Raw genomic sequence first — 21530 nt, forward strand, 5'->3', positions numbered from 1 at the left:
TAACATGTTAGGTAAAAAATTTAGGGAATTAAGAAAATCCCAGCATAAAAGCATCAATGAAGTAGCTAAAGGGATTACGTCTTTTTCTAGCCTTCGCCGTTGGGAAAATGGAGAAGGAGAGATGTCGGTAAATAAGGTGATGCAGCTCTTGGATAGGTTACACATTCAAGCAATAGAGCTAATGAATAATTCAGTAAATCTTGATATTTATACTGATGGTGTAAATGAAGCGGTTAAAGATAATGATATTGATACTTTGAGCAAACTAGCTCATAAATTGTTGAAATTATATCATGAAGCCCCGAGTAATGAGAAATTATTCTTTCAAGCGGCAATTGCTTGCAATTTTTATCTTGATTTCACTGATAAAAAACTGATGAAAAAAGAAGACTTAATGAGATTGAAATCTTATTTTTCTAAAATTGAAGATTGGACGCAAGAAAATGTATTATTGTTTGCCAATACACAATTGTTATTAGCTCCACAGGATATATATACTGTTTCAAGATCATTAATTAGTGACTTAACGTTTTGGAATAAAAATTATAACTTTAAGTATCTATCAATTAATGCATTATTGAATGCAACAGTTTGTTTACTGAAAAAGAAAGCATTTAATGAAGCTCGTTTTGTTTTTAAACAACTTAAGACCTTTAAGTTATCGGATAAGTATTTGGATGAAAAAGTAAGGATTAATTATTTTGAGACGGTTTGTGATTATCTTGATACTAAGAGTACGTATAAGATGGATATTTTTTTATCAGGGCTTGATGCGATTGGGCTTCATTATAAAAGAGAAGAGTTTGAGTTAGGTTTTTCTCAATTTAAGAAACTAATAAGTGGGAAATAAAAAAGGATTAGTGACATTGATCAATGTCATTAAGTTAAGGCATTGACAAAATGGTTCTTAGCTTTTTAAGGTATTTATCGAATATTTTTATTCGATAAATGCCTTTTTTGGTATCACAAATAAATTATCTAGCGATAGCGCGTTTAATTAACTTAGGCAGCCAAACGATATGGAAAACAAACTACAATTTTATCCTTTAAATATCGTTTATCTTTTCTTCCGGGCCTAATAGGTGTTAAATAGGATGCCATATTTAATAAAAATTGTATGAAATTTTTGTCTGAAAAATCGTTTGAGTTAAAGTATTGTCGCCAAATATAACATGCCATTTTAAAATCAAGTTGATAGCTGTATTTTCGTTTAGTATTAGGCTTCGAACAGGTACTTAACGACAAGCTGACGGCATTATACATGGCAAAATGAGCATACAATTCCAAATAAACAAATTGATCCTTTTTAGAATGAAATTGAACACCGCTTAAATCGTACTTTAGCTCTCTAAAGGAATTTTCTATGCCCCAACGAAGATGATAGATTTCTTTCATACGTTGCAATAGAAATTGATTTCGATTTAAGTTAGTAATTAGTACTTCCCATTCATCAGCTGATCCTGACGAATTAATTTTAAACTTACAAACTCTGAATTTGACGTTACAAAAGTCTGCGAAATCCCAGCGTTGATCTGCAGTATTTTTAGAACGAACTGCTTTATAATGTCGTTTTTTATGCATAATCAAATGAAGAAACTGTTCAGAGTCTTTGTGAGTGATATAGTAATAGTTCGATGAGGTTACCCGACAAGAAAGGTCTATATCACATTCTTGATTTGGCATAGCGGCTATTTCTTTAATTACACCACCTGAAGCTTTTTTTGCCTTAGCACGAATAATATACTGACAGTGGTTAAGTCGGTTGCAATTCTCAATCAAATTAAAACTACCATAGCCACGATCCATTAAAACCAGAAAATCTTGACCTTGTTTATTTAACTCCTTTAACATTTTGAGAGCAGCTTCACGTTCATCCATCTTGATTCGCGGTTGAAAAACAATATCTAAATATAACTTGTTTAAAATATCATACAACGCATTTACATGAATTTGACAATAGATACAACCATCTTTACCTTTAAAGATATTTTCCGACTTAGGATTAAAAGGCTGATTAAAATCTGAGCCATCAATAGCAACGACTTGGTAATGCTTATCTAATAGTGTTAAATTCACTTTTGCTTGATTAAGCTTGATCATAATTTCTCTAAAACATTCAGGTTTTAATTTTGCCTTCTGTTGTTCAAAAGCTGAAGCAGTCATTCTAGTATTAATATCTGGAAAGGCTTTGAACAGCTCAGTATTTAAACTACCAGCTCCCATATTAAGAATTAGTTTAATTAGATCCGCTACGTTAAGCTTGCGACAACGTGAAAAAGCTTTAGTCGAATTAGTATAACTATGAATATTAGCAGCGATTTGATTGATAATCTGATCTATCAGCTTTAAAATATTTGAGTGAAGGGATTTCATAAGAGACACAACCTTTCTATGAAAGACCTGATAAAAGACAAAAAGGGTGAGCAGATAAATCTATATCTACTCACCTTTATTTTTATTGTAAAAAGAACCGAATCCAAATGATTCGGTTCCAAAAGCGTTGAATTTGTCAATGCCTTAACTTAATGACATTGGACATTGATACAATCCCACTAATTCTTTTCATGTATTTTATAATTTATTAAATAATGCCAAAAGTGGGTTAGTTACAACGGGTAACCAGCCAGTTAAAATAAGCAATGGTAAAAATTTGAAAATATGGATTTTCTTCATAGCCCAACCTCCTGATTTCAAAATATTGTTGGTCGATGTTTACTATACAGTATCTTAAAAAGTAAAAATATTTAAATAGTCATATATGGCTATTTAATAAATGCTCCGCTACAAAATTTGGTATACCTTAAATACTTTGAGATATAACTCAAAGTACATAAATGTAGTATTTTATTAGGAGGCATACAGTTGTGGTTTATGCAACTAATATAAATGTCAATTTACAATATTATTTGAATGATTATGCTGATGGAGATGATGATCTTTATCACGTAGTAGTTCAAAAAGGTAATGTTGGTTCTTCATATGTTTATGCTTTACAATTACTTCATTCACAACATAACATTTATGTATTCCGTGGTAGCAGACAGACTAATGTTAACTTCGATAAGAATAATCCGGTATTACGTTTGATTGGTCAAGATGGGTATACAGCAGGTGGACATACTCAAACTTGGGAATATGCAAATCAATCTGGAGATTGGTTTGTAGGTACTAAACCAATGCCGAATCAAAATAACTGGACAAAGCAGATTGCTAGAGTACACATTCCAAATGGTCGGAAGATTAACTATAATACTGATTTACCACGTTTATCTTACTTAAATAGAGCAGGTCAAAAATATGGTATAGGATATTCTGGTGATGATATGTCTAGAGTTGAAGCAGCTGTTTCACCGGATTATCGATACTTTATGATAGCCAGTGGTGATGTATACCATAATGGATACTTCTCTTTGTACTATCTTAACGATATTAACAGCGCACTTAATGCTGCGGGAACTAGTCCAGTAGATATTAGAAATCTTAACTGTATTAAGGCATTTGAAATTCCAGGCATTGCGGGAAGTACAGGTTCAGTTGGATCGCTTCAAGGATTTGATGTAAGTGATGGAGGTAACTATATTTATATTTCCAGTCAATTTGCTGGGAACTCTAACAGAAAGATTGTAAAAATCCCTTGGGGAAGCACTGATCCTAATGCATGGGAAACAGTTGATCTTAATTCACAGACTATTCTTGATGCAAGTGGATATTATACTGAATTAGAAGGTATTCAATTAATCAATGACAATGATTTATACTTGACGGTTGCATATCATAGAAATGCAGATGGTTTGACATCTATGAACAGAATTTATAGAGTAAACTGGACTTCAAATATTTAAGTAATAAGATGATAAAAAAGTTTCTAGTTGGCTAGATACTGACTAGAAACTTTTTATTAGTATTTAAGGAGAAAATAACCATGAAAAAGCAAATTAAATTAGTCAGCTTAGCTGCAGCCGCATTGTTGGCAGTTGCTCCAGCAGTTGCTTCGACTGTGTATGCTGAGAGTACAACAAATGCTACTAACACTACTACAAATGTAAGTGATACAAATCCAGTTATTACTTACAATGGCAAGACTTATAGTCAAGATCAATCAATTAATGATGTAGCTGCCAACGCATCATTTAATTATATTCCTGTTAGAACTATGAATGCGATGAGTAATACTGTAGCTGCAATTCAAAAAGTTTTCACTGCTACTGCTTCAAGTACTGATAACACTCCAGTGGCCGTAAAAGTTAACATGGATAGCTTTAACTGGGAAGTCGCAGGTCGTTATCCTACTACAGTTAGTGCAACAAATGCTGCTGGTAAGACTACTACACTTTCATTTAACTTATATGTAGGTGCTAAGAATTCAGGTGCCGTATATGCAAATGCTAAAAATCCTGATGGTGGTAATCTTTATGTCTTTAATATTAAGGATAACAAGGTAACCAAGGCACCAGTAACTATTAAGAGTAATACTGATCTAGCTACTTTTGGCACAGTCACTGTAAATAATGTTTCATATACTAGATTAAATAGTGCTGATTCAGATATTTATATTCATACTGCAGATATTACTGGAACCACTGCCCCAACTACTAAGCCAACACCTGCAGCACCAGTTAATAAGACTTTGATGCATACGGCGTTACTTTATAATAAAGATGGTAAATCATTAGGAACTAAGTATTATTCATATCGTACTGTTTCCGTATTACTTGATACTGTAACTATTAACGGTAGTGAATACTATCAATTAGCTTTGGGAGCAGATTATAATAATGCTTATATTAAGGCAACCAATATTGATGGAACTAAGCGCAAGTTAAAGCATAACGCTTACATCTACAGCACTTCAACACGCCGCACTACACATAAAGGTGCATGGAAGTTGTACAAGGGCTCCACAGTGACAACCTACGGTGGTTCATACAAGTTCAAGAACGGCAAACGTTACTACAGAATTGGTGGACCAGCCAAGCAATATGTAAGAACATCAAATTTTAACTAAAAGCTGAATAGTATCTTAGGAAAGCGACAACATAACGGTTGTCGTTTTTTCATCCCTTAAGCCCTAGAAAATCGTGCAGAATCAGGTTAAAATAAAAATGATTTTTTAATTTATGGAGGATGTAAAATGAGAAAACGATGGACCGCTGCGATTCTTGCAGCTTTAGTGACTGTAAGCACAGCAACAACGACTGTTAAAGCTGATGATACCTCTGCGACTACTAGTCAAACTGATTCTGCTACAACAGATAAGGTAACTTATAACAAGGCAGATTATCTGACTAATAATCCTAAGTTGGTAAAAGTTAAGCATGCAACTACTCTTTATCGGGATGCAGCGTTAACTAAATCAGCACATAACGCTAAAGCAGGCTCACACTTTTTAATTAGCAAAATTATTAAGTCAGATGACCAAGTACCAGTTTTGAAAACTAGTGATGGCTTTTATCTTCCTGCTAAAAAGTCATTGTTGACGAAAGTAAAAGCATATCAAAATCCTAAGCAATATCACCAAGTGCAATACACTCAAATTAAGCCATACGGTAAAGTCGGCTATAACTTATCTCGTGGTTATGAAGGAATTAAAACTTGGAAAGTAATGCACCGAATGGGAACTTGGGGGGGTACGAACTACTACAACCAAGCTACTTATAACGCCGTTAAGAACTTCCAGCGTAGTCACCATTTGCCAGCAACTGGTAATGTTAACTTGGCAACTTGGAGAAAAATGGGCTTTTCTAAGAAGTCATGGTACAGCATTGATAGCTATGTTGCTCCACTTAAGGCTTATGCTTGGCAAGGGCGCAAGGCACATATTGAAGCAATGATTAATCAAGCTTACAAATATATGGGCAAGCCATGGTTAGCAGGTTGTTCAACTAGTCCAAGCTACGGCGTTGATTGTTCTGGTTTAGTAATGCAAGGGCTTTATGCAGGTGGAATTAGTCCAGTTCCAACTAGTTCAATCGGTCATGCTCATCCAGGTAACGAATGGAATTCACGCAATCTTTGGGCCGACAAGCATTTAAAGCGTGTTCCATATTCACAAAGAAAGCGTGGCGACTTAGTGTTCTATTACCAACCAGGTACACATACTATTTGGCATGTTGCGATTTACTTAGGCAATAACCGCGTAATTGAAAGCTGGCCACCACGTGTGATGGTTCAACCAATTGTTAATTCACAAAGAAATGTAATCGCTGGTATTAAGCGACCATTTATTTAAGGAAAAAGATGAAAAAATATCTAATTGTTTTATTGGCAAGCTTGGGCCTAGGTTCATTGTTGTTGACTAGCCAAACAGTCCAAGCTGCTGATAATGATGACGCTGCAGCAACTAATCAAACGGCTCCTAAGTATACTGGCCTGAAAAAAGTGGGTAAACATTATATCTATTTTGACCAAGCAGGTAAGCAATGTTTTAAAAATACTAAGACTAAAAAGGCATACTATTGGATTAATAAAAGTGGCAAGGTTGTCGGTATTAGGAACTACGCTAAGGTAATTAGCCAACTTCCTGAAATGCCAACTGGCTGTGAAATTACTGCCGTGACCATGATGATTAATTTTGCCGGTAAAAAGGTAACTAAACAGCGGGCAGCCAAGATTATGCCGCGCAGCTCTAACCCTAACAAAGGCTTTATCGGTTCGCCCTACAAGAAATATCCGCTCGGCTATTGGGTTGCGCCTAATGGGGTGAAGCCTGTAGTGAAGCACTATCTTGGTAGAGCAAAGAATATGACCAATTGTGGCTTGCCCGCAATTAAGGATAAGTTGATTAATTCGCACTTGGTGGTCGCTTGGGTAGGGATGTTTGACGGTATCTCTAATCATGCCATTACCTTGACTGGTTATCATGGCAAAACGATCTATTATAACGATCCTTGGACTGGAACCAAGCGGAAGATCAAGCAAGAAATTTTTGTGACGCACTGGGCCTTAGATGCCCATCGGGCGTTGAGCTATTAATTTTATGTAAATATATTTACTTTTTAGTCATGTTGATCAAGCCATTTCCGCAACATTTCAACATATTCATCTGTTTTTTCTACAAAAGACATGTGACCGCAACCTTCAAATAGTTGCCACTCACTGCCAGCAAGCTGGTCTTGCATCGTTTTAGCCACATAAGGCGTACATAAATCATCAGTCCCACTCGTAATTAGAGTTGGGACTTTTATTTTGCCTAGTTTTTCCGTGTATTCATAATCGTGCAAGTTGCCCTCTGGCGTATATTCATTTGGTCCCCATGCGGTTTCATAAGCAATTTTGCCGCCGCGCTTAGGGCGCATCACGCATTCAGGCCAGGTATTAGTCATGTCAATTGCATGTTGATTCATGAAGTGTTCGTTAGCTCTTGAGTAATCAGGATCAGTAAAATTGCCAGTTAATTCGGCGCGGTGAATTGCTGCTTGTTCTTCGATTGGCAGATACTTGATCAGGCGGTGTAATTCTTTACTCCATAAGGATGCCGATGACAAGGTAGAAGACAAGATCAAGCTTTGAATGCCAGTTGGATGATAATCGCACATGTAGATCAGCGCCAGCATCCCGCCCCAGCTTTGACCTAATAGGTGTATTTTATGCAAAGCCAAGTGTTCCCGCAAGGCCATAAGTTCCTTAGCCCATGTTTCTTTAGTATAAAGTTCAGGATGATCATCGGGGATGCTGCTTTTGCCGCAACCAAGCTGGTCATACATAATGATCCGGCGATCGTCAATTTCAGCTAATTTGTCCAAAACTTCAAAATAATTATGACTTGAGCCAGGACCACCATGGAGCAAGACGAGTGGCGTTTTTTCGCTTCTTTGACCAACAATGCGGTAATAAGTTTCATAGCCCATGAAGGGCATTTTTCCTTCGATGATTTTCATTTTTTCACCTATTTAAACAAAAATAATGAGATATTAACCAAAATCAGCAGGGTAAAGAAGATGCCCCAATCTTTAGCCGTTAAAGGAATAGCGACAATTGTTGAGCGTTTCTGTCCTTCAACATAGCCGTGCGATTCCATCCCTTGAGCCAGATTATCAGCTGAGTTTAAGGCCACTAGAATCGCTTTGAAATAAAGGACCGGTGACCAAAAGCTGAGATAAATTCCCCGCATCATCGCGTTAGTTCGGATCTGTTTAACTGCCATCTTCATCTGCGGAATAATGTTGATCGCCGCCAGCACGCCGTAGGCAAATTTGCTGGGCAGGTGCAGGTTCTGCTCTAATGAGCGGGTAAAATCCGTAGCGGTGTTATTGCGCGTCACGCAGGCAATCGTCAAGGTATAAACATAGACACGCGTTGACAAATTCCAAGCATAATAAGCATCTGACGTTGGTGAAAACCAAAAGAGCGTTGCAAAGATTGTAAAAGCAGCAATAAAGGGCAGAACAATGAGCAAAATTAACTCTTTAATTTTGATTCGAGTAATAATTAAATAAACTAGCGCAAAGGCAATTACTAACAAATTAGTAACTAAACTGGCCTTTAAAGATATTTCCAGGGAAATAATAAACGCTAAAATAAATTTCAAACTAGGATTCATGGCCTTATCTTTCTACGTATTTTAAGCGCTGATCCGCCAAAATTAGCCGGTAATCGCAGAATTCAGCTAGCTCGTCTATTTGATGGCTAATGATAAAAAGCGTCTGGTGAAGCTTCTGCTGGCTTTCTTGCATTAATTCTAAAACAAGTTTGACTGAGTTGTGATCAAGTCCACTGAGCGGCTCATCAATCAATAAAACTTGATGTTTAGTCATTAACATTAGCAGAATTTGTAATTTCTTCTGTTGGCCGCCTGATAGAGAATAGACTACTTGGTCTAAGTGGTCAGCTAAACCTAATTTTTCTAACCATTCATTGAGCTTTTTTTCAGTAAAAAATGAATTTCTGTCCTTTTTACTTAATTCTAGTTCATCTTTGACCGTCACTGCTAAGAACTGGTCACTGGCTTTTTGAAAAATTTGGGCTACCTGCGTTAAATATTTTCTAACTGAGAGCGTAGAAATTTCTTTATTTAAATAAGTAAAATTACCAGTATATGGAATCATTTTAGTCATTACTTTAAATAAAGATGTCTTGCCAGCACCATTAGCACCAGTAATTAGAGTAGTGCCAGAATGCAAATTTAGGTCATTTTGCTTAAGTAATAGCTTATTTTGCTTAATTTGGACTTGTTTTAAAGTGAAAATAGGCTCACTATTAGGTAAGACGAAATGATAATGTTGCTCATGCAATTTTTTATTTTGTTCAAATAAGGCTATTTTTTTACTAGCATTTAATTCAATGATTTCTTTATTATTTGTAAATTCAAAAAGATGGTCGCAGACAGGCTCATAATCATCTAAAACGTGGTCGCTTAAGATGATAGTTTTTCCATTGTGAGCTAAAATCGCTAATTTTTTAATCAAAAAAGCACGTGCCTTAGGATCACAACTGGCAAACGGTTCATCCAATAGCAACAAATCCACATCCATAGCTATTAAGACAGCTAAAGCAACTCGTTGCTGTTGGCCACCTGATAGAGTATTAATCTTCTGATCAAGAAGATCGGCAATTTGGGTGAAAGCCGTTGCCTGATCCAATCGTGCTTGATATTCACCTTCATCTAATTGCAAATTTTCTAAAGCGAAGACAATTTCTTCACGTGGAGTTGGCATTGTGAATTGCTCAGCCGCATTTTGAAACATCATTGCCGCCTTTTGTCCGTGCAGGTTCACCGTACCTGTCAGTCTCCCTGCATATTTGGGGTATAAACCAGCGATAATTTTAAGCAAGGTAGATTTACCACAGCCAGTTGGTCCAATTAACAGAGAAAATCCATGGGGAATTTCAATATTTAGATGGTCAATTATAGGTTCTTTTTCATAAGAAAAAGTAAGATTGTTAACGGTTACTTTCATAAGTCTGATTGTACAAGATGCTTTTGGGACTGTCTATAGGTAAAGGTTGTTATAAGTAGAACAAATCATAAATACTACTTAATACTAAATAAAGTTTTGATTTATAATGTACTTATAGTGTTACTATATTTTATTTAATTTAAGGAAGGTGGACATATGGCAGCTGTTGCTTTGGACCAATATCTGGCAAGTGTATTAAAGTCAAATTCAACAGATAAGAATGAAATAAAGTTAGAAGCTGGTAATCCAGATTTTGATCTATTTACTATCTACCTTGAAAATCATAATACTGGTATCCATCGTTATCGGATGGATGTTTCGACGATTTTATATGTCGCTAAAGGTACTGTGACAATTAAGAGCGGTGAAAAGATTATTCAAATGAAGTCTGGGAATGTTTTATTGCTAACCGAAGGCTGTAAGTATGAGATTGTAAGTCAAAAGCCTGATACAGTACTGGTAAAGTTAAAGTTTAAGCCTGGATTTCTATATCGCAAGTATTTTAAAGATTTTAGCTGTAAGGGAGAACGTGAGGTTAAAGTTATGGAGCAAATCGTTGATAGCTTAGAAAATGAACATGTTCTTTGGTTGAAAAACAACCAAATTGCTCGTCCATCCCAAGTAATGCAACACATTATTGGCGGCTATTTAAATAATGATTTGTTTGCTAAAGCGTTAATCGAATCTGAGTTAACTGTCATGTTAATTATTTCAATTAGAACTCAGCGTATGGCAACACCAACTAGTTTAGATAAGACTAAGTTTGAAAAGAAGACTTTGGATAACTACATCGATATTCACTTTGCTGATGTATCTTTAGCTGATGCCGCTAAGTACTTTGGCTTTAATCCTAATTACTTCTCAAATATGGTTAAGGCTAAGACGGGTAAGAGCTTTGTTGATCATGTGGATGATCGAAGAATGCAAGAAGCACGTGAATTATTAGCTCAACCTGATATTTCACTTAGAGAAATTATTGGGCGAGTCGGATATTCGAGTAAGTCTTTCTTCTACAAAAAATTTAATCAATACTACCACATGACGCCAGCAGCGATGCGGGCAGAATTGTTTAGACAAGCAAATATAAATTTGAAGTAAAAAAAGAGAAAAATAATTTTGAATCAATGTCTTAATTCACTGACATTAATTTTTAATTGTTTTCCCCTTTTTTATTTTGCTCTTCTTTTAACTTTAGCATTATTGAACGTCTGCGTCGTACAGCTACTGAATGATAAATTCCTTTATCAAAATAAACTATACCATTTTTCTCATCATAATCTTTAATAGTATTTAGATTTATTAAGTTTTGACGATCAGCTAATACAAAATTAGGGTATTTCTTTTTATAATCTTTAAGGGTGCCTATACAATCAAAAATCTTATTTTTTGCATATACGCGTAGTGTCTTATATTTCTTTTGTTGGATGCTTATATAATAGATCTGATCTAATGGGATTTTTTCAATAAAATTTCGAATTTTACTATAGGTAAAGTAATTGATATGAGTAGCCGATTTCATTGTAAAACGATATCGTTGGTATGCTGTATCAACGGTTTCATATATTTTTTGCTGAATATGTTCGAGACTAATATCTTTAGTAATGTAATCTAGTGGCTCAACATGTCGTTCTATAGTTAGACGTAAAGCTGTAGCATCCGCTGTAACAAATACTATTTGACTAAATATTCCCATATTTCGAATTCTACTAGCTACTTCAATTCCATCTAAAGTAGTTTTTAAATCGATATCTAAGAAAGCTAGAAAGTTACAATCCTTGTGTTCTTTAACATAAGTTAAAACAGTTTGTGGATCGCCAGTACTTAGTACAACTTTAGCAGAGTATGAATGGGGAGTTGAATTTATCAAAATTCTGTTTTCAATAATTTTTTGAATGAGCTTTCTTTCATTTGTGTTATCTTCCAAAATTATGATATTTAACATATTAATTATTTCTATCCTTTCTGAATTATCAATTCGAATGATATTTCTTTTAAATTTTGTTCAATTTCTAAAGATAAGTATGGATCGTTATTTACTATCTCATTAACATTATCAAGTCCTAATCCTTCGTGATTACGTTTATTAGTTATAGTAGGTTTTAGTATTTCAGAAATATTAACAATATTTGTAATGGTATTTTGGACAATTAAAGAATAATTGCTGCCAGAATATTTAGTAATTAAGACGTGAATTTCAGCATCTTTTTGATACTGGCATGCTTCAATGGCATTGTCTAAAAAAATTCCAATACATCGAATGATACTAACGATATTTGTAGGAAAAGCGTCAATTAATTTGTTAATTTCGACTTTGGTATGTATACCTTTGTCTTGAGCTTGTTGTAATTTATCGATAATCAAGTATTTTAGTTCTTTTATTCTTAAATTAGAGAGTTCTAAGGTCATTGATTTAGTAGCTTCTTGTAAACGATTATTATCGTTTACTAATTCTGCAAGATATTTTTCAGCACCAACCACATCATTTGTTAATAAATATCCATTTAATGAAAGAAGATTATTTTTATAATCATGGCGAGCTTTTCGTAAAGTGATATTTGCGTTTTCTAAACGAGAGGAATATTCCTGAATTTGTTCTATCTCTGCGTTTTGAATGCGCGTTGCAATGATTTTTTGATTTTCTTGAATAGTCCTATATAGATTAAAGAATAGAATAACGATAATAAGAAGCACTATAGTCATTAGTGCTAATTCTACGATAGGTTTAATATTGGTCAATTCAATTATTGACCAAATTGCATAAGTAACAATGTTAAAAATCCAGACGATCCATACTAATAGATTTAAAAAATGGGGATTATATTCAATGTCAGAATCAATTTTTATAAGTTTAAAAGAAGCTTGCTCTTTTAGATGATGTAGAAAAATGCAAATAATTATTTCTGGTATGAAGCAGACTAAATTTAAAATTAAGTAATCAAGTGGTTTATGTAATATAAAGTATGAAAGTAATTGAATAATCCATCCGAGTAATTCACCTAAGATGGGGTAGAGGATTAAGACAAGGTAGTAAACAAATAGTCTTTTTAGAATTTTTATATTGTTGCGAGTAAAAACTTGAAAAATGAACTGTACGATAAGGATAAAAACTAATACATATTGGTAATTAATTAATACCGGAATAAAAAGAATAGGGTATAAAAGAAAATCTAGTTTATTTAAGCGAATAATTGCAAAAGTTAAGCATAATGAGAAAATATATGGATTAAAGGCGATATGGCTTAAAAAATCTTTCATTGTCGTTACTTCCTTAATTAAAGCTAAATGGAATATTAGATCTAAATAATCTTACACCTAATTAGAATGTATTTCTGCAATTTAACGTTTAACTAAAGATTTTAAACGCTCAAAAAAATATTTAATTGAAGTAAATAGCATGATGTATAAAGTTAATGTAACGTTTTTAAGGAGGTATTAATTATGAATACAGATACTCAGAGTTTTCAACCAGAGAATAGTAATCCTGCGTTGGGATTACAAGGTATTACAACGAGTCTTTATGCCAAACCAAAGCACCATGGACGAGGTGGAAGCTACCATAGCAACATTAGCGTTCTTTGTGATCACAATAGTTTTAAGTGGCTTCATTTATAAAGGATTAGATTAGAAGGATCTAATCCTTTTTTACTAGATACAGAGGAAGAAAATGGAAAATTATATTTTAATGATTGAAAAAGAATTAAGTAAAGCTTTTGAAAAGTTGGGTAAAACAACAAACAAAAAGTGGAATTGGAAAAATTCAAATAGTCATATTAGTATTATGTGTCCTAAAAGTCACAATCAGTTGTTTTAATAATGAAACTTTTAAAGATCACGCCACGACTAGTTGGAGGCATTTTTTTAAGCGTAGTGGCTAGCCTGCTAAATCTATATATTCCTCTACTTGTTCGTCGGTTTATTAATTTGAAACGATTTATTTGGTCTGGTATTTCTAAAAAAGTATTGATTCTAGGTCTAATCATAATGGTTCTTAACTTAGTAGTAAGTACTATGAGTGATTATTTAATTAGTAGTGAAGGCGATAGACAAGTTCGTCGTATGCGGTTATTGCTACAAAAAAAAGTATTTCAATTACCGCAAAAGTACTTTGATCAGCAGATCAGTGGGAATTTAACCAGTAGAATCATTAATGATGTAAATGTTTTAAGAAATTTTTTAACATCAACGATTCCTACTACGGTTACAGGGATAATTACTATTTTAGGTACTATAATTATTGCCCTTTTCTTAGACTGGAAATTAACTATTTTAATGTTGTTGGTCTTTCCGATAGATGCGATGGTAGCTATACCACTAGGGAAAATTAGTGAAAAAATTGCTAATCAAACGCAGAATAGTCTAGGTACTTTGACTGGAATAACTAGTGAAGGCATTAAAAATATTAAGACAATTAAAGTAAATAGAGCAGAGAATGATTTGATTAGTGAAATTACAGCTGAAGTTAATAATTTATTTAATTTGTCGCTTAAATCAGATCGTATATTTGCAATTATCGGTCCATTGCAGTCAATGCTTTCGTTTTGCTTAATATTAGTAATTATACTTTATGGCGCTATAAGAGTTAGAAATGGTGATCTCTCAACAGGAACATTAGGTGCATTCATGATGTATTTCTTTCAAATTATTGGTCCTATTAATGAGGTTGCAACATTTTATTCTGACAAAAAGCAAATGTTGGGTGCAACTCAAAAAGTGAGAGAGATTATTAATGAAGAAGACGAAAGAAAAATGTATTCAATCGATCCAATGATTGACCATTCAGGAGGTTTATTGCAACTTAGAGATGTTGGCTTTGCTTATGCATCGACTCCGATATTAAAAAATATTAATTTAGAAGTTAAAAGTGGCGAAAAAATAGCACTAGTTGGCGCTACTGGTGCTGGAAAGAGTACCTTAGTTAATGTAATCACTCGTTTATATCCGATTAATCAAGGAAGCATTAGTTTAAATGGCGAATCTTATTTAGATTTCAGCATACAACACTGGCGCGAGTTCTTTAGTGTGGTATTGCAAGAGAATTCGATTTTGTCTGGGAGTATTCGCACTAATTTGACATTAGGCTTAAACAAAAAAGTTACAGATAATGAATTATGGAATGCATTAGCAATGGTTCAATTAAAAGACTATGTTTCTCAATTACCTAAGGGATTGGACAATTTGATCGGTGAAGAGGGTAGTAAGTTTTCGGGAGGTCAAAGACAACGGCTTCAGATTGCTCGTGCTTATCTCCGTAATTTTAAATTTTTAATTTTAGATGAAGCAACTTCTAGTTTAGATTCAGATACGGAAAAGATAATTACTACTGCATTGGATAAACTAACGCAAGTTAAGAATTGTGGAATTATTACTATTGCTCATAGATTATCTACTATAGCCAACAGCGATAAGATTTATTTTCTTAAGGATAAGACAATTATAGCTAATGGAACTCATGATGAATTATTCAAAAAAGTTTCAGATTATCGACGCTATGTGCAGGAGCAGCAACTTAGGGAAAGAGGATAAGAAAAATGCTGGAAGACCAAATAGCTTATTTGAATGCAGCTAGAGATAGGGATACTTTGTTTTATACCAATAAGCTTAAAATAAAAACACACCCTTTTGTTTTGAAAGAGAAGCCGAATTCCTTATGGATTAATAAAAGTACAGGATATTGGCATTATGTAATTTATCAACCTGATAAATTACCTGTTCAGGGATGGAAAATTCACATTAGTGCAATAATTACTCAAGCCCAAGCAGTACTAGATGCTGTAACGCCGTGGTTAATTAAGAAAAAAATCTCTTTTAAATTTGTAGTGAATATAGGTCAATTAATATATTCTAATTCAAAATATGCTAATCGTAGTGAAAGTGGAAAGTTTATTACCATTTATCCGCGCAATGATGAGGAGTTTGAGTACTTGCTAGTACAAATGAAAAAGTTGACTCAAAATTTTGATTTAGGCCCATATATACTGAGTGATCAAAATTGGCAAGAGAGTAATGTATATTTTCGATATGGTGGCTTTAAGCCCATTTATATCATCTCCTCTGATGGGAAAAGACTACCTGCTATTTATAATCCCAAAGGACAAAAATGTGTAGATAGACGAATGCCATATTATCAAAAGCCTGATTTTGTTAAAAATCAACCTATTTTTGAACAAAATACTTTTCCTAATCCCAAAGTTTTTTTACCTTTATCGGATTATAAAGTAGAATCTGCTTTGCACTTTAGCAATGCGGGTGGTGTATATTTAGCTTTGAAAAACAATATTAAAGTTGTCTTAAAAGAAGGGAGACAGCAGGCGGGCTTAGATGCCAATCAAAGAGATGGCTTTACAAGAGTAGAAAATGAGGCGAAAATTTTAAAAAAGCTGTCAGATGTATCTGCTGTGGTAAATTATTATACAGATTTTACTTCTTGGAGACATCACTTTTTAGTTGAGGAATATATTGAAGGGCAGAGTTTGGAAGAACTATTGCCGACGGAATTTCCTTTTGTTCTTGGAGATTCTAAAAAAAGAAATAGGTACAAAGCAAAGATTAAAGACATTTTGTGTCAGTTGAAACGAGTTGTTGCAGAAGTTCATAGCCGTGGGATAGCTATAGGCGACCTTTCTTTAAGCAATGTACTAGTTACTGCGGATAACAAGGTTAGGTTAATTGATTTAGAAAACGCAGGATTAGTGTATCAAAAGTATAACCCTGGATTAACTACAACCGGTTTTGTATCGACAGGAGTAAAAACATTCAAAGAAGCTGACGACTTTGCTGTAATGCGAATAGCCTACTATTTATTTTTGCCAATTATTCCAGTAGCTGACTTAGCTCCTGGGATAATTCATGAACATAGAAGATGGATTGGCAATTATTTTGGTAAAGATATTGTTAAATTCTTAAATGAATTTGATATCGAAATAAATACACAGAAACCAATTTTTTTGAAGGAGTTCATGACAGTTCCTAAGAAAGAATTGAGTGATCATACTGTTGACTATTTCAAATTCGGTTTAACTAAGGGAATATTCAAACATTTGAATTTTAATGGATTAAATTTAGTTCCTGGATTAATTGATAAAAATGACGATCCGTCTGTTAGTTTATTAAATTTATCTAGCGGTGCTGCAGGTGTTTTATGGGCTATGGGCAATAAGGGGGATTATAGTTCAAAAATTAGTAATTGGATTATAAGCAATAAAAATAAAATTATTAGTGTTGCTAAAGAAACTCAAACTGTAGGTCTATTTGATGGTCTTAGCGGACTTGCCAATGTTTTAAAAAATTTAAATTATATTGATCTGTCTGATTACTTAATTGATCTTATTTCTAAAAAGGTAGATTTAACTATTGGAAATAATTCGCTGGCAACAGGATTAAGTGGAATAGCATTAACTTTAAGAAATAAATATCCTGATCTTACTAACAAAATTATTGATGTGCTGCTAAAAAGATGGGATAAAGTAGATTTTAGTAATTTTGAAAAAGAGGATATAGGATTATTAACTGGTTGGGGTGGAGTAAGCTATTTACTTTGGAGCGTAGGCAAAAGAAAAAAGGCAAAAGAAATGCTTATTAGTATCTTGCAAAAGCGCTCTGAAGGTAAAAATAATTTAGCTATAACCGATAACTCACGTGGTTTTGAAAGATTAATACCATATTTAGAAGATGGAACTTTTGGGTTAACTTTATTAATGCATAAGTTTATGAGAGAAGATGAAGCATTTAAGCACCAGTATCAACCATTATTTGATAAATTGAAAAATTCTTGCTTTACTTACTGTACATACATGGAGACGTTAATATCCGGCTATAGTGGGGTCCTACCTTTAGCTAGTGCTATAGCTAAAGATGGTGATGATACTATGTTGAATTATTCATTAGATGCGATGAATCAATATTTGATTGCAAATGGTGATGAAATTATGGTTCCTGGTAAATATGGTTATAAATTAAGCATTAATTTTTCATATGGCAGTGCTGGACTATTAACGTTACTTAAATGTGTAGATCAATCTGATGAATTTTGCTGGTTACCGTTATAATATGAGGAGTTTGTACTATGAATAATATTGTTTTAAATTTTGAAAAACTTATTGAAGGAAGAGCACGTCATTTGGCTAGAGAGAAGAGGTATCATGGTAAGATTACGCCAGCTAGCAGTTTGAGTATTTTTTGTACCCATCAAAATGTTACTGAGTTTGAATTTGATGATATTATGCATCAATTGTTCAAGTAGTTCCATACATCATACTGTTAAAAATTTCTAATATTAATATTTGGCTGTATTTTTAACTATAAAAAAAGCAATCAATACACTGTTAAATAAGTGAATTGGTTGCTTTTTACATATTTTCTAAGCGTTTAATGCGGTCTGCTGTTGGTGGGTGAGTATCGAACAAGTGCGTCAAACCGTGATTGTGGAATGGATTTTCAATATATAAGCCGGCACTACTTCTGTCAGCAACTTTCATTGGCTGACTATTTTCAATTTTGCGCAAAGCAGAAATTAGCCCTTGCGGGTTACGCGTTAATTTAACTGAAGATGCATCAGCTAGGTATTCACGGTTACGCGATAAAGCCATTTGGGCTAGGGATGCAGAAAGTGGGCCTAAGATCAACACAAAGACCAAGGCAACCACTTTAAAAATCATGGCTAAAGCATTACTGTCACGGTCATCATCGTCATCACTGCGTACGCCGCCCCAGAACCAAATGTTGGATGCCATATTAGAGATAAAAGAAATGACGCCAACTAATACTACGGCAATCGTTGATAATAGGATATCGTAGTTTTTCACGTGTGATAATTCATGTCCTAAGACGCCTTCGAGTTCTTCTCGATCAAGTAGTTCCAAGATTCCTTGAGTAACTGCTACTGCGCTATGTTCAGGGTCTCGCCCAGTCGCAAAGGCATTGGGGCTGGGGTCAGGAATAATATAGACCCGGGGCATTGGGACCTGAGCTACCATGGCCATATCTTCTACAATATGCCACAATTCGGGATTATCAGCCTCATGGATTTCTTGCGCATGATTCAAGCTCATAATCATATTGGCTGGATTCTGCCACATAATAAACAAGTAGATCAAACTACCGATCAAGGCAATGATAATTCCACTAGTGGGATTGTTGCTCCAAAGATAACCGATTCCCGCACCAACTAAACCTAAGATCACCAAAAAGATGAACATAATTAACGCTGTTTTGCGCTTATTACGGGCAATTTGTTGGTAAAGCATGGTTAAACTTCCTTAAAATTAAAACTTAACTTGGGGCACATTCTTTTCTTCACTAGGAGTTTCTAAGTAGTTAATCTTAGTAAAGTGGTGCCACTTGGCAACAATGTTGGATGGGAAAGTAAGCAATTTTTGATCATATGTTGCTACAGTTGAGTTGTAAAGCTGACGAGAGTAAGCAATCTTGTTTTCTGTGTTAGTCAATTCTTCTTGTAGTTTCAAGAAGTTTTGGTTAGCTTTCAAGTCTGGGTAGGCTTCAGCCAAGGCAAAAATTGACTTCAAAGAATCGGTAATTTGGTTAGAAAGCTTCATTGCTTCTTCATGGTTGCCTTGAGGCACGTTAATCAATTGATTACGCAAGTTGACTACTTCCTCAAAAGTTGATTTTTCATGCTTGGCATAGCCCTTGGTGGTTTCAACCAAGTTAGGGATTAAGTCATTCCGACGCTTAAGTTGAACGTCAATTTGACTCCAAGCTTCTTCGGCGTAGACTTTTGCTCTTTGCAAACCGTTATAAGTTACGATATAAATAGCCACGATTAAAACAATAATGGCGATAATGATCCAAATTAATGGTGACATAGTTTTTTCCTCCATAAATATTTATTTAATTTTATCGTTTTCGAATTTCTTGGGCAATGAAAAAGAATGCCAAAGCGACATTCTTAACAAAAAATATTAAATTCTGAAGATTAATAGTAATAATCCGACTGCAGTTAAAATAATCAAACCAGCAAACTGCATAATGGTCCATTGAATGAAGAATTTCTTCTTGCTTACGCTGCCGTGTTGATTGAAAGTCTTAAGAACTAACATGTTGGCCATTGAGCCAATGGCTGAACCAAAACCACCAATGTTTGAACCCAAGAATAATGCTTGAGCATAAGTAGTAAATTTACCAACTAAAATGGTTGATGGTACGTTACTCATTACCTGACTGGAGATAATTGAAGCGAAGTAAGTTGAAATTTCGGAATAAACAGTACCATGGATTAGATTTACGATAACAGGGATTTGTTGGATATCGCTGATGAAGATGAAGAAACCAGTAAAGGTAAGAAGTAAGGCGTAGTCAATTTTAAGCATAATCCGAGGATTAATTGCGAGGGCTAATGCGATTGATGCCAACATTGGCCAAATAATATCAATGGTTCTGAAAACACCAAAGAAGAAGAAAATAAAGACAGCAGTAGTTATCAGCGTCGGGCGCCAGCTGATCTTGATTGGCTCAGCTTTTTGCACCGGAATTTCTTCTTTAGGAATAAACAGAAAGACTAATCCCATGATTAGCATTGAAACTACTAGATAAGGTACAGACCATTCGAAAAATTTTAATGGGCTGACATCAAAGCGGCTGACTAAGAAAATATTGTGAGGGTTGCCCCAAGGCGTAAATGCTGCCCCAATATTTGCGCCCATCCCAATCAAGGTAACAGGCAAAATCTGTGGCAATTTATAACGCTTAGCAATATTTAAATACAGTGGGATCAAGGTCAATGCAGTAATGTCATTACCTAAAAACATCCCCGAAATGACAGCCAACAACGAAAACAGCGTGTTCAACTTACGCGTATTATCGGCAATACTTGTAAGCTTGTACGCTAAAACATCCAGAACATGCAAGTATGCATAGATCTGGATAATCGTTAACATCGCGGCAACAGACCATAATGTATGGAAGTTAATGTCCGCAAACCGCGGTCTAGCAAAAAAAAGACTGACTACTGTAATGATCACAGTAATCTGTAAAATTCTATCTTTAGCAATATTCTTTAAGACGGTCATAAAAGGTCCCCCTTACGTATTACAATCGTCTAAAAACCCTATGTACCATTTTGAGCCTTTTTGTGGTTGCATGCAATGATAAATTTTAAAAATATCAAGATTAGCGGCATTTTCGAGCATATTTTTAGTTAGTTGGAACTAGTCGTGCTATATTTAAATAAGTAAATTAATCAAATTTAGATTGAAACGAGGAAACAAAATGACAGAGAATGCAATTTCAATCAATATTAAACCAGATGCCGCAGAAATGATTAAAAGCAAGATAGATGCAGATCACCAAATTGTCATCTTGGCTTTAGATGATGGTTCAACCAAGTATTCTAAAAAAGGCGGCACTTGTACTATTGGCGACAGCTTCCAATTTGTAATCCTTGCTGAAAAAGATCCTAAGTATAATATTTCAATCGAAAATAATGCTGGTCTTGACTTGTATACTGCTCAGCCGGAAACAACTTTCTTTGAACCAGGTCTAGTGGTAAATGCGCGCAACTCAACTTTGAGTTTATCTTCAGACAGCGGCATTATTGATGGTGGGATGACCGTTACCCAATATGAACCTGAAGCAATTACTGCTGATGATCTAAAAAACGGCGGTCAATGTTAAAAAATA

The 21530-nt window shown here is 34.5% G+C and carries 21 protein-coding genes; 12 read left to right on the top strand and 9 right to left on the bottom strand.

Features of this window, described 5'->3' with window-relative positions; all coding sequences use genetic code 11:
- The first annotated feature begins 4 nt into the window (after positions 1-4).
- Positions 5-850, top strand: coding sequence for a helix-turn-helix domain-containing protein (locus Q0Y84_RS06865; RefSeq protein ID WP_297951977.1), 846 nt, complete (start codon positions 5-7; stop codon positions 848-850).
- A gap of 152 nt (positions 851-1002) precedes the next feature.
- Here Q0Y84_RS06865 and Q0Y84_RS06870 read toward each other — a convergent pair whose 3' ends face one another.
- Positions 1003-2373 (bottom strand): IS4 family transposase, encoded by a 1371-nt coding sequence (locus tag Q0Y84_RS06870; RefSeq protein ID WP_297951980.1) that lies wholly within the window; start codon positions 2371-2373, stop codon positions 1003-1005.
- A gap of 491 nt (positions 2374-2864) precedes the next feature.
- Here Q0Y84_RS06870 and Q0Y84_RS06875 point away from each other — a divergent pair, with 491 nt between their 5' ends.
- The 4 genes from Q0Y84_RS06875 (at position 2865) to Q0Y84_RS06890 (ending at position 6972) form a co-directional block, all read left to right on the top strand.
- Entirely contained in the window at positions 2865-3842 is a 978-nt protein-coding gene (locus Q0Y84_RS06875) for a class III bacteriocin (RefSeq protein WP_297951982.1), read from the top strand.
- A gap of 80 nt (positions 3843-3922) precedes the next feature.
- A complete protein-coding gene (locus tag Q0Y84_RS06880; RefSeq protein ID WP_297951984.1) occupies positions 3923-5005 on the top strand; it encodes an SLAP domain-containing protein in 1083 nt (360 codons plus the stop codon).
- A 126-nt stretch (positions 5006-5131) separates the two neighbouring features.
- Complete coding sequence (locus Q0Y84_RS06885) at positions 5132-6229, top strand: DUF5776 domain-containing protein (RefSeq protein ID WP_297951986.1); 1098 nt, start codon at positions 5132-5134, stop codon at positions 6227-6229.
- A gap of 8 nt (positions 6230-6237) precedes the next feature.
- Positions 6238-6972: a C39 family peptidase gene (locus tag Q0Y84_RS06890; RefSeq protein ID WP_297951988.1), complete on the top strand. Its 735-nt coding sequence runs from the start codon at positions 6238-6240 to the stop codon at positions 6970-6972.
- A 23-nt stretch (positions 6973-6995) separates the two neighbouring features.
- On the opposite strand, the gene pepI is transcribed toward Q0Y84_RS06890, so the two are convergent.
- Genes pepI through Q0Y84_RS06905 form a run of 3 tightly spaced genes read right to left on the bottom strand, consistent with a single transcriptional unit; the run spans position 6996 to position 9896 of the window.
- Positions 6996-7877 carry a proline iminopeptidase gene (gene pepI / locus Q0Y84_RS06895; RefSeq protein ID WP_297951991.1) on the bottom strand — a complete coding sequence of 294 codons (882 nt, stop codon included), beginning with the start codon at positions 7875-7877 and terminating at the stop codon, positions 6996-6998.
- Positions 7878-7885: 8 nt separating this feature from the next.
- A complete protein-coding gene (locus tag Q0Y84_RS06900; RefSeq protein WP_297951993.1) occupies positions 7886-8539 on the bottom strand; it encodes an energy-coupling factor transporter transmembrane protein EcfT in 654 nt (217 codons plus the stop codon).
- Between the two features lie 4 nt (positions 8540-8543).
- Complete coding sequence (locus tag Q0Y84_RS06905) at positions 8544-9896, bottom strand: ABC transporter ATP-binding protein (RefSeq protein WP_297951996.1); 1353 nt, start codon at positions 9894-9896, stop codon at positions 8544-8546.
- A gap of 156 nt (positions 9897-10052) precedes the next feature.
- Between Q0Y84_RS06905 and Q0Y84_RS06910 the strand changes: the two genes are divergently transcribed.
- The gene (locus Q0Y84_RS06910) at positions 10053-10994 is read left to right on the top strand and encodes an AraC family transcriptional regulator (RefSeq protein WP_297951998.1); all 942 of its coding nucleotides are present in this window, start codon (positions 10053-10055) and stop codon (positions 10992-10994) included.
- 52 nt (positions 10995-11046) lie between these two features.
- On the opposite strand, the gene Q0Y84_RS06915 is transcribed toward Q0Y84_RS06910, so the two are convergent.
- Together Q0Y84_RS06915 and Q0Y84_RS06920 are read right to left on the bottom strand one after the other, a co-directional pair.
- Positions 11047-11838, bottom strand: coding sequence for a LytTR family transcriptional regulator DNA-binding domain-containing protein (locus Q0Y84_RS06915; RefSeq protein WP_297952000.1), 792 nt, complete (start codon positions 11836-11838; stop codon positions 11047-11049).
- A gap of 11 nt (positions 11839-11849) precedes the next feature.
- A complete protein-coding gene (locus Q0Y84_RS06920) occupies positions 11850-13151 on the bottom strand; it encodes a GHKL domain-containing protein (RefSeq protein WP_297952003.1) in 1302 nt (433 codons plus the stop codon).
- Positions 13152-13334: 183 nt separating this feature from the next.
- Here Q0Y84_RS06920 and Q0Y84_RS06925 point away from each other — a divergent pair, with 183 nt between their 5' ends.
- Genes Q0Y84_RS06925 through Q0Y84_RS06945 form a run of 5 tightly spaced genes read left to right on the top strand, consistent with a single transcriptional unit; the run spans position 13335 to position 18135 of the window.
- On the top strand, positions 13335-13508 hold the full coding sequence (locus Q0Y84_RS06925; protein WP_195922251.1) for a hypothetical protein: 174 nt from the start codon (positions 13335-13337) through the stop codon (positions 13506-13508).
- Positions 13509-13560: 52 nt separating this feature from the next.
- Positions 13561-13707 (top strand): hypothetical protein, encoded by a 147-nt coding sequence (locus tag Q0Y84_RS06930; protein WP_195922250.1) that lies wholly within the window; start codon positions 13561-13563, stop codon positions 13705-13707.
- Positions 13708-13709: 2 nt separating this feature from the next.
- Positions 13710-15419: an ABC transporter ATP-binding protein gene (locus tag Q0Y84_RS06935; protein WP_195922249.1), complete on the top strand. Its 1710-nt coding sequence runs from the start codon at positions 13710-13712 to the stop codon at positions 15417-15419.
- Positions 15420-15424: 5 nt separating this feature from the next.
- On the top strand, positions 15425-17941 hold the full coding sequence (gene lanKC, locus Q0Y84_RS06940) for a class III lanthionine synthetase LanKC (protein WP_297952008.1): 2517 nt from the start codon (positions 15425-15427) through the stop codon (positions 17939-17941).
- Between the two features lie 17 nt (positions 17942-17958).
- On the top strand, positions 17959-18135 hold the full coding sequence (locus Q0Y84_RS06945) for a hypothetical protein (protein WP_297952010.1): 177 nt from the start codon (positions 17959-17961) through the stop codon (positions 18133-18135).
- A 106-nt stretch (positions 18136-18241) separates the two neighbouring features.
- On the opposite strand, the gene htpX is transcribed toward Q0Y84_RS06945, so the two are convergent.
- The 3 genes from htpX to Q0Y84_RS06960 form a co-directional block, all read right to left on the bottom strand.
- On the bottom strand, positions 18242-19138 hold the full coding sequence (gene htpX, locus Q0Y84_RS06950) for a zinc metalloprotease HtpX (protein WP_148238501.1): 897 nt from the start codon (positions 19136-19138) through the stop codon (positions 18242-18244).
- Positions 19139-19156: 18 nt separating this feature from the next.
- Positions 19157-19717, bottom strand: coding sequence for a LemA family protein (locus Q0Y84_RS06955; protein ID WP_297952016.1), 561 nt, complete (start codon positions 19715-19717; stop codon positions 19157-19159).
- Positions 19718-19813: 96 nt separating this feature from the next.
- Positions 19814-20920, bottom strand: coding sequence for an SLC13 family permease (locus tag Q0Y84_RS06960; protein ID WP_054832779.1), 1107 nt, complete (start codon positions 20918-20920; stop codon positions 19814-19816).
- A 199-nt stretch (positions 20921-21119) separates the two neighbouring features.
- Here Q0Y84_RS06960 and Q0Y84_RS06965 point away from each other — a divergent pair, with 199 nt between their 5' ends.
- Positions 21120-21524, top strand: coding sequence for an iron-sulfur cluster biosynthesis family protein (locus tag Q0Y84_RS06965; RefSeq protein ID WP_297952021.1), 405 nt, complete (start codon positions 21120-21122; stop codon positions 21522-21524).
- Positions 21525-21530 lie beyond the last annotated feature (6 nt).

It is taken from the genome of uncultured Lactobacillus sp. (assembly GCF_947367125.1).
Classification (GTDB): domain Bacteria; phylum Bacillota; class Bacilli; order Lactobacillales; family Lactobacillaceae; genus Lactobacillus.

Bases quoted from the DNA above. Each gene is read 5' to 3' on its own strand.
- Q0Y84_RS06915 (WP_297952000.1), bottom strand. From the start codon at position 11,838: ATGTTAAATATCATAATTTTGGAAGATAACACAAATGAAAGAAAGCTC.
- Q0Y84_RS06880 (WP_297951984.1), top strand. From the start codon at position 3,923: ATGAAAAAGCAAATTAAATTAGTCAGCTTAGCTGCAGCCGCATTGTTG.
- Q0Y84_RS06900 (WP_297951993.1), bottom strand. From the start codon at position 8,539: ATGAATCCTAGTTTGAAATTTATTTTAGCGTTTATTATTTCCCTGGAA.
- Q0Y84_RS06920 (WP_297952003.1), bottom strand. From the start codon at position 13,151: ATGAAAGATTTTTTAAGCCATATCGCCTTTAATCCATATATTTTCTCA.
- Q0Y84_RS06910 (WP_297951998.1), top strand. From the start codon at position 10,053: ATGGCAGCTGTTGCTTTGGACCAATATCTGGCAAGTGTATTAAAGTCA.
- Q0Y84_RS06930 (WP_195922250.1), top strand. From the start codon at position 13,561: ATGGAAAATTATATTTTAATGATTGAAAAAGAATTAAGTAAAGCTTTT.
- Q0Y84_RS06885 (WP_297951986.1), top strand. From the start codon at position 5,132: ATGAGAAAACGATGGACCGCTGCGATTCTTGCAGCTTTAGTGACTGTA.
- Q0Y84_RS06935 (WP_195922249.1), top strand. From the start codon at position 13,710: ATGAAACTTTTAAAGATCACGCCACGACTAGTTGGAGGCATTTTTTTA.
- Q0Y84_RS06960 (WP_054832779.1), bottom strand. From the start codon at position 20,920: ATGACCGTCTTAAAGAATATTGCTAAAGATAGAATTTTACAGATTACT.
- Q0Y84_RS06865 (WP_297951977.1), top strand. From the start codon at position 5: ATGTTAGGTAAAAAATTTAGGGAATTAAGAAAATCCCAGCATAAAAGC.
- Q0Y84_RS06870 (WP_297951980.1), bottom strand. From the start codon at position 2,373: ATGAAATCCCTTCACTCAAATATTTTAAAGCTGATAGATCAGATTATC.
- Q0Y84_RS06890 (WP_297951988.1), top strand. From the start codon at position 6,238: ATGAAAAAATATCTAATTGTTTTATTGGCAAGCTTGGGCCTAGGTTCA.
- lanKC (WP_297952008.1), top strand. From the start codon at position 15,425: ATGCTGGAAGACCAAATAGCTTATTTGAATGCAGCTAGAGATAGGGAT.
- Q0Y84_RS06955 (WP_297952016.1), bottom strand. From the start codon at position 19,717: ATGTCACCATTAATTTGGATCATTATCGCCATTATTGTTTTAATCGTG.
- htpX (WP_148238501.1), bottom strand. From the start codon at position 19,138: ATGCTTTACCAACAAATTGCCCGTAATAAGCGCAAAACAGCGTTAATT.
- Q0Y84_RS06945 (WP_297952010.1), top strand. From the start codon at position 17,959: ATGAATAATATTGTTTTAAATTTTGAAAAACTTATTGAAGGAAGAGCA.
- pepI (WP_297951991.1), bottom strand. From the start codon at position 7,877: ATGAAAATCATCGAAGGAAAAATGCCCTTCATGGGCTATGAAACTTAT.
- Q0Y84_RS06925 (WP_195922251.1), top strand. From the start codon at position 13,335: ATGAATACAGATACTCAGAGTTTTCAACCAGAGAATAGTAATCCTGCG.
- Q0Y84_RS06965 (WP_297952021.1), top strand. From the start codon at position 21,120: ATGACAGAGAATGCAATTTCAATCAATATTAAACCAGATGCCGCAGAA.
- Q0Y84_RS06905 (WP_297951996.1), bottom strand. From the start codon at position 9,896: ATGAAAGTAACCGTTAACAATCTTACTTTTTCTTATGAAAAAGAACCT.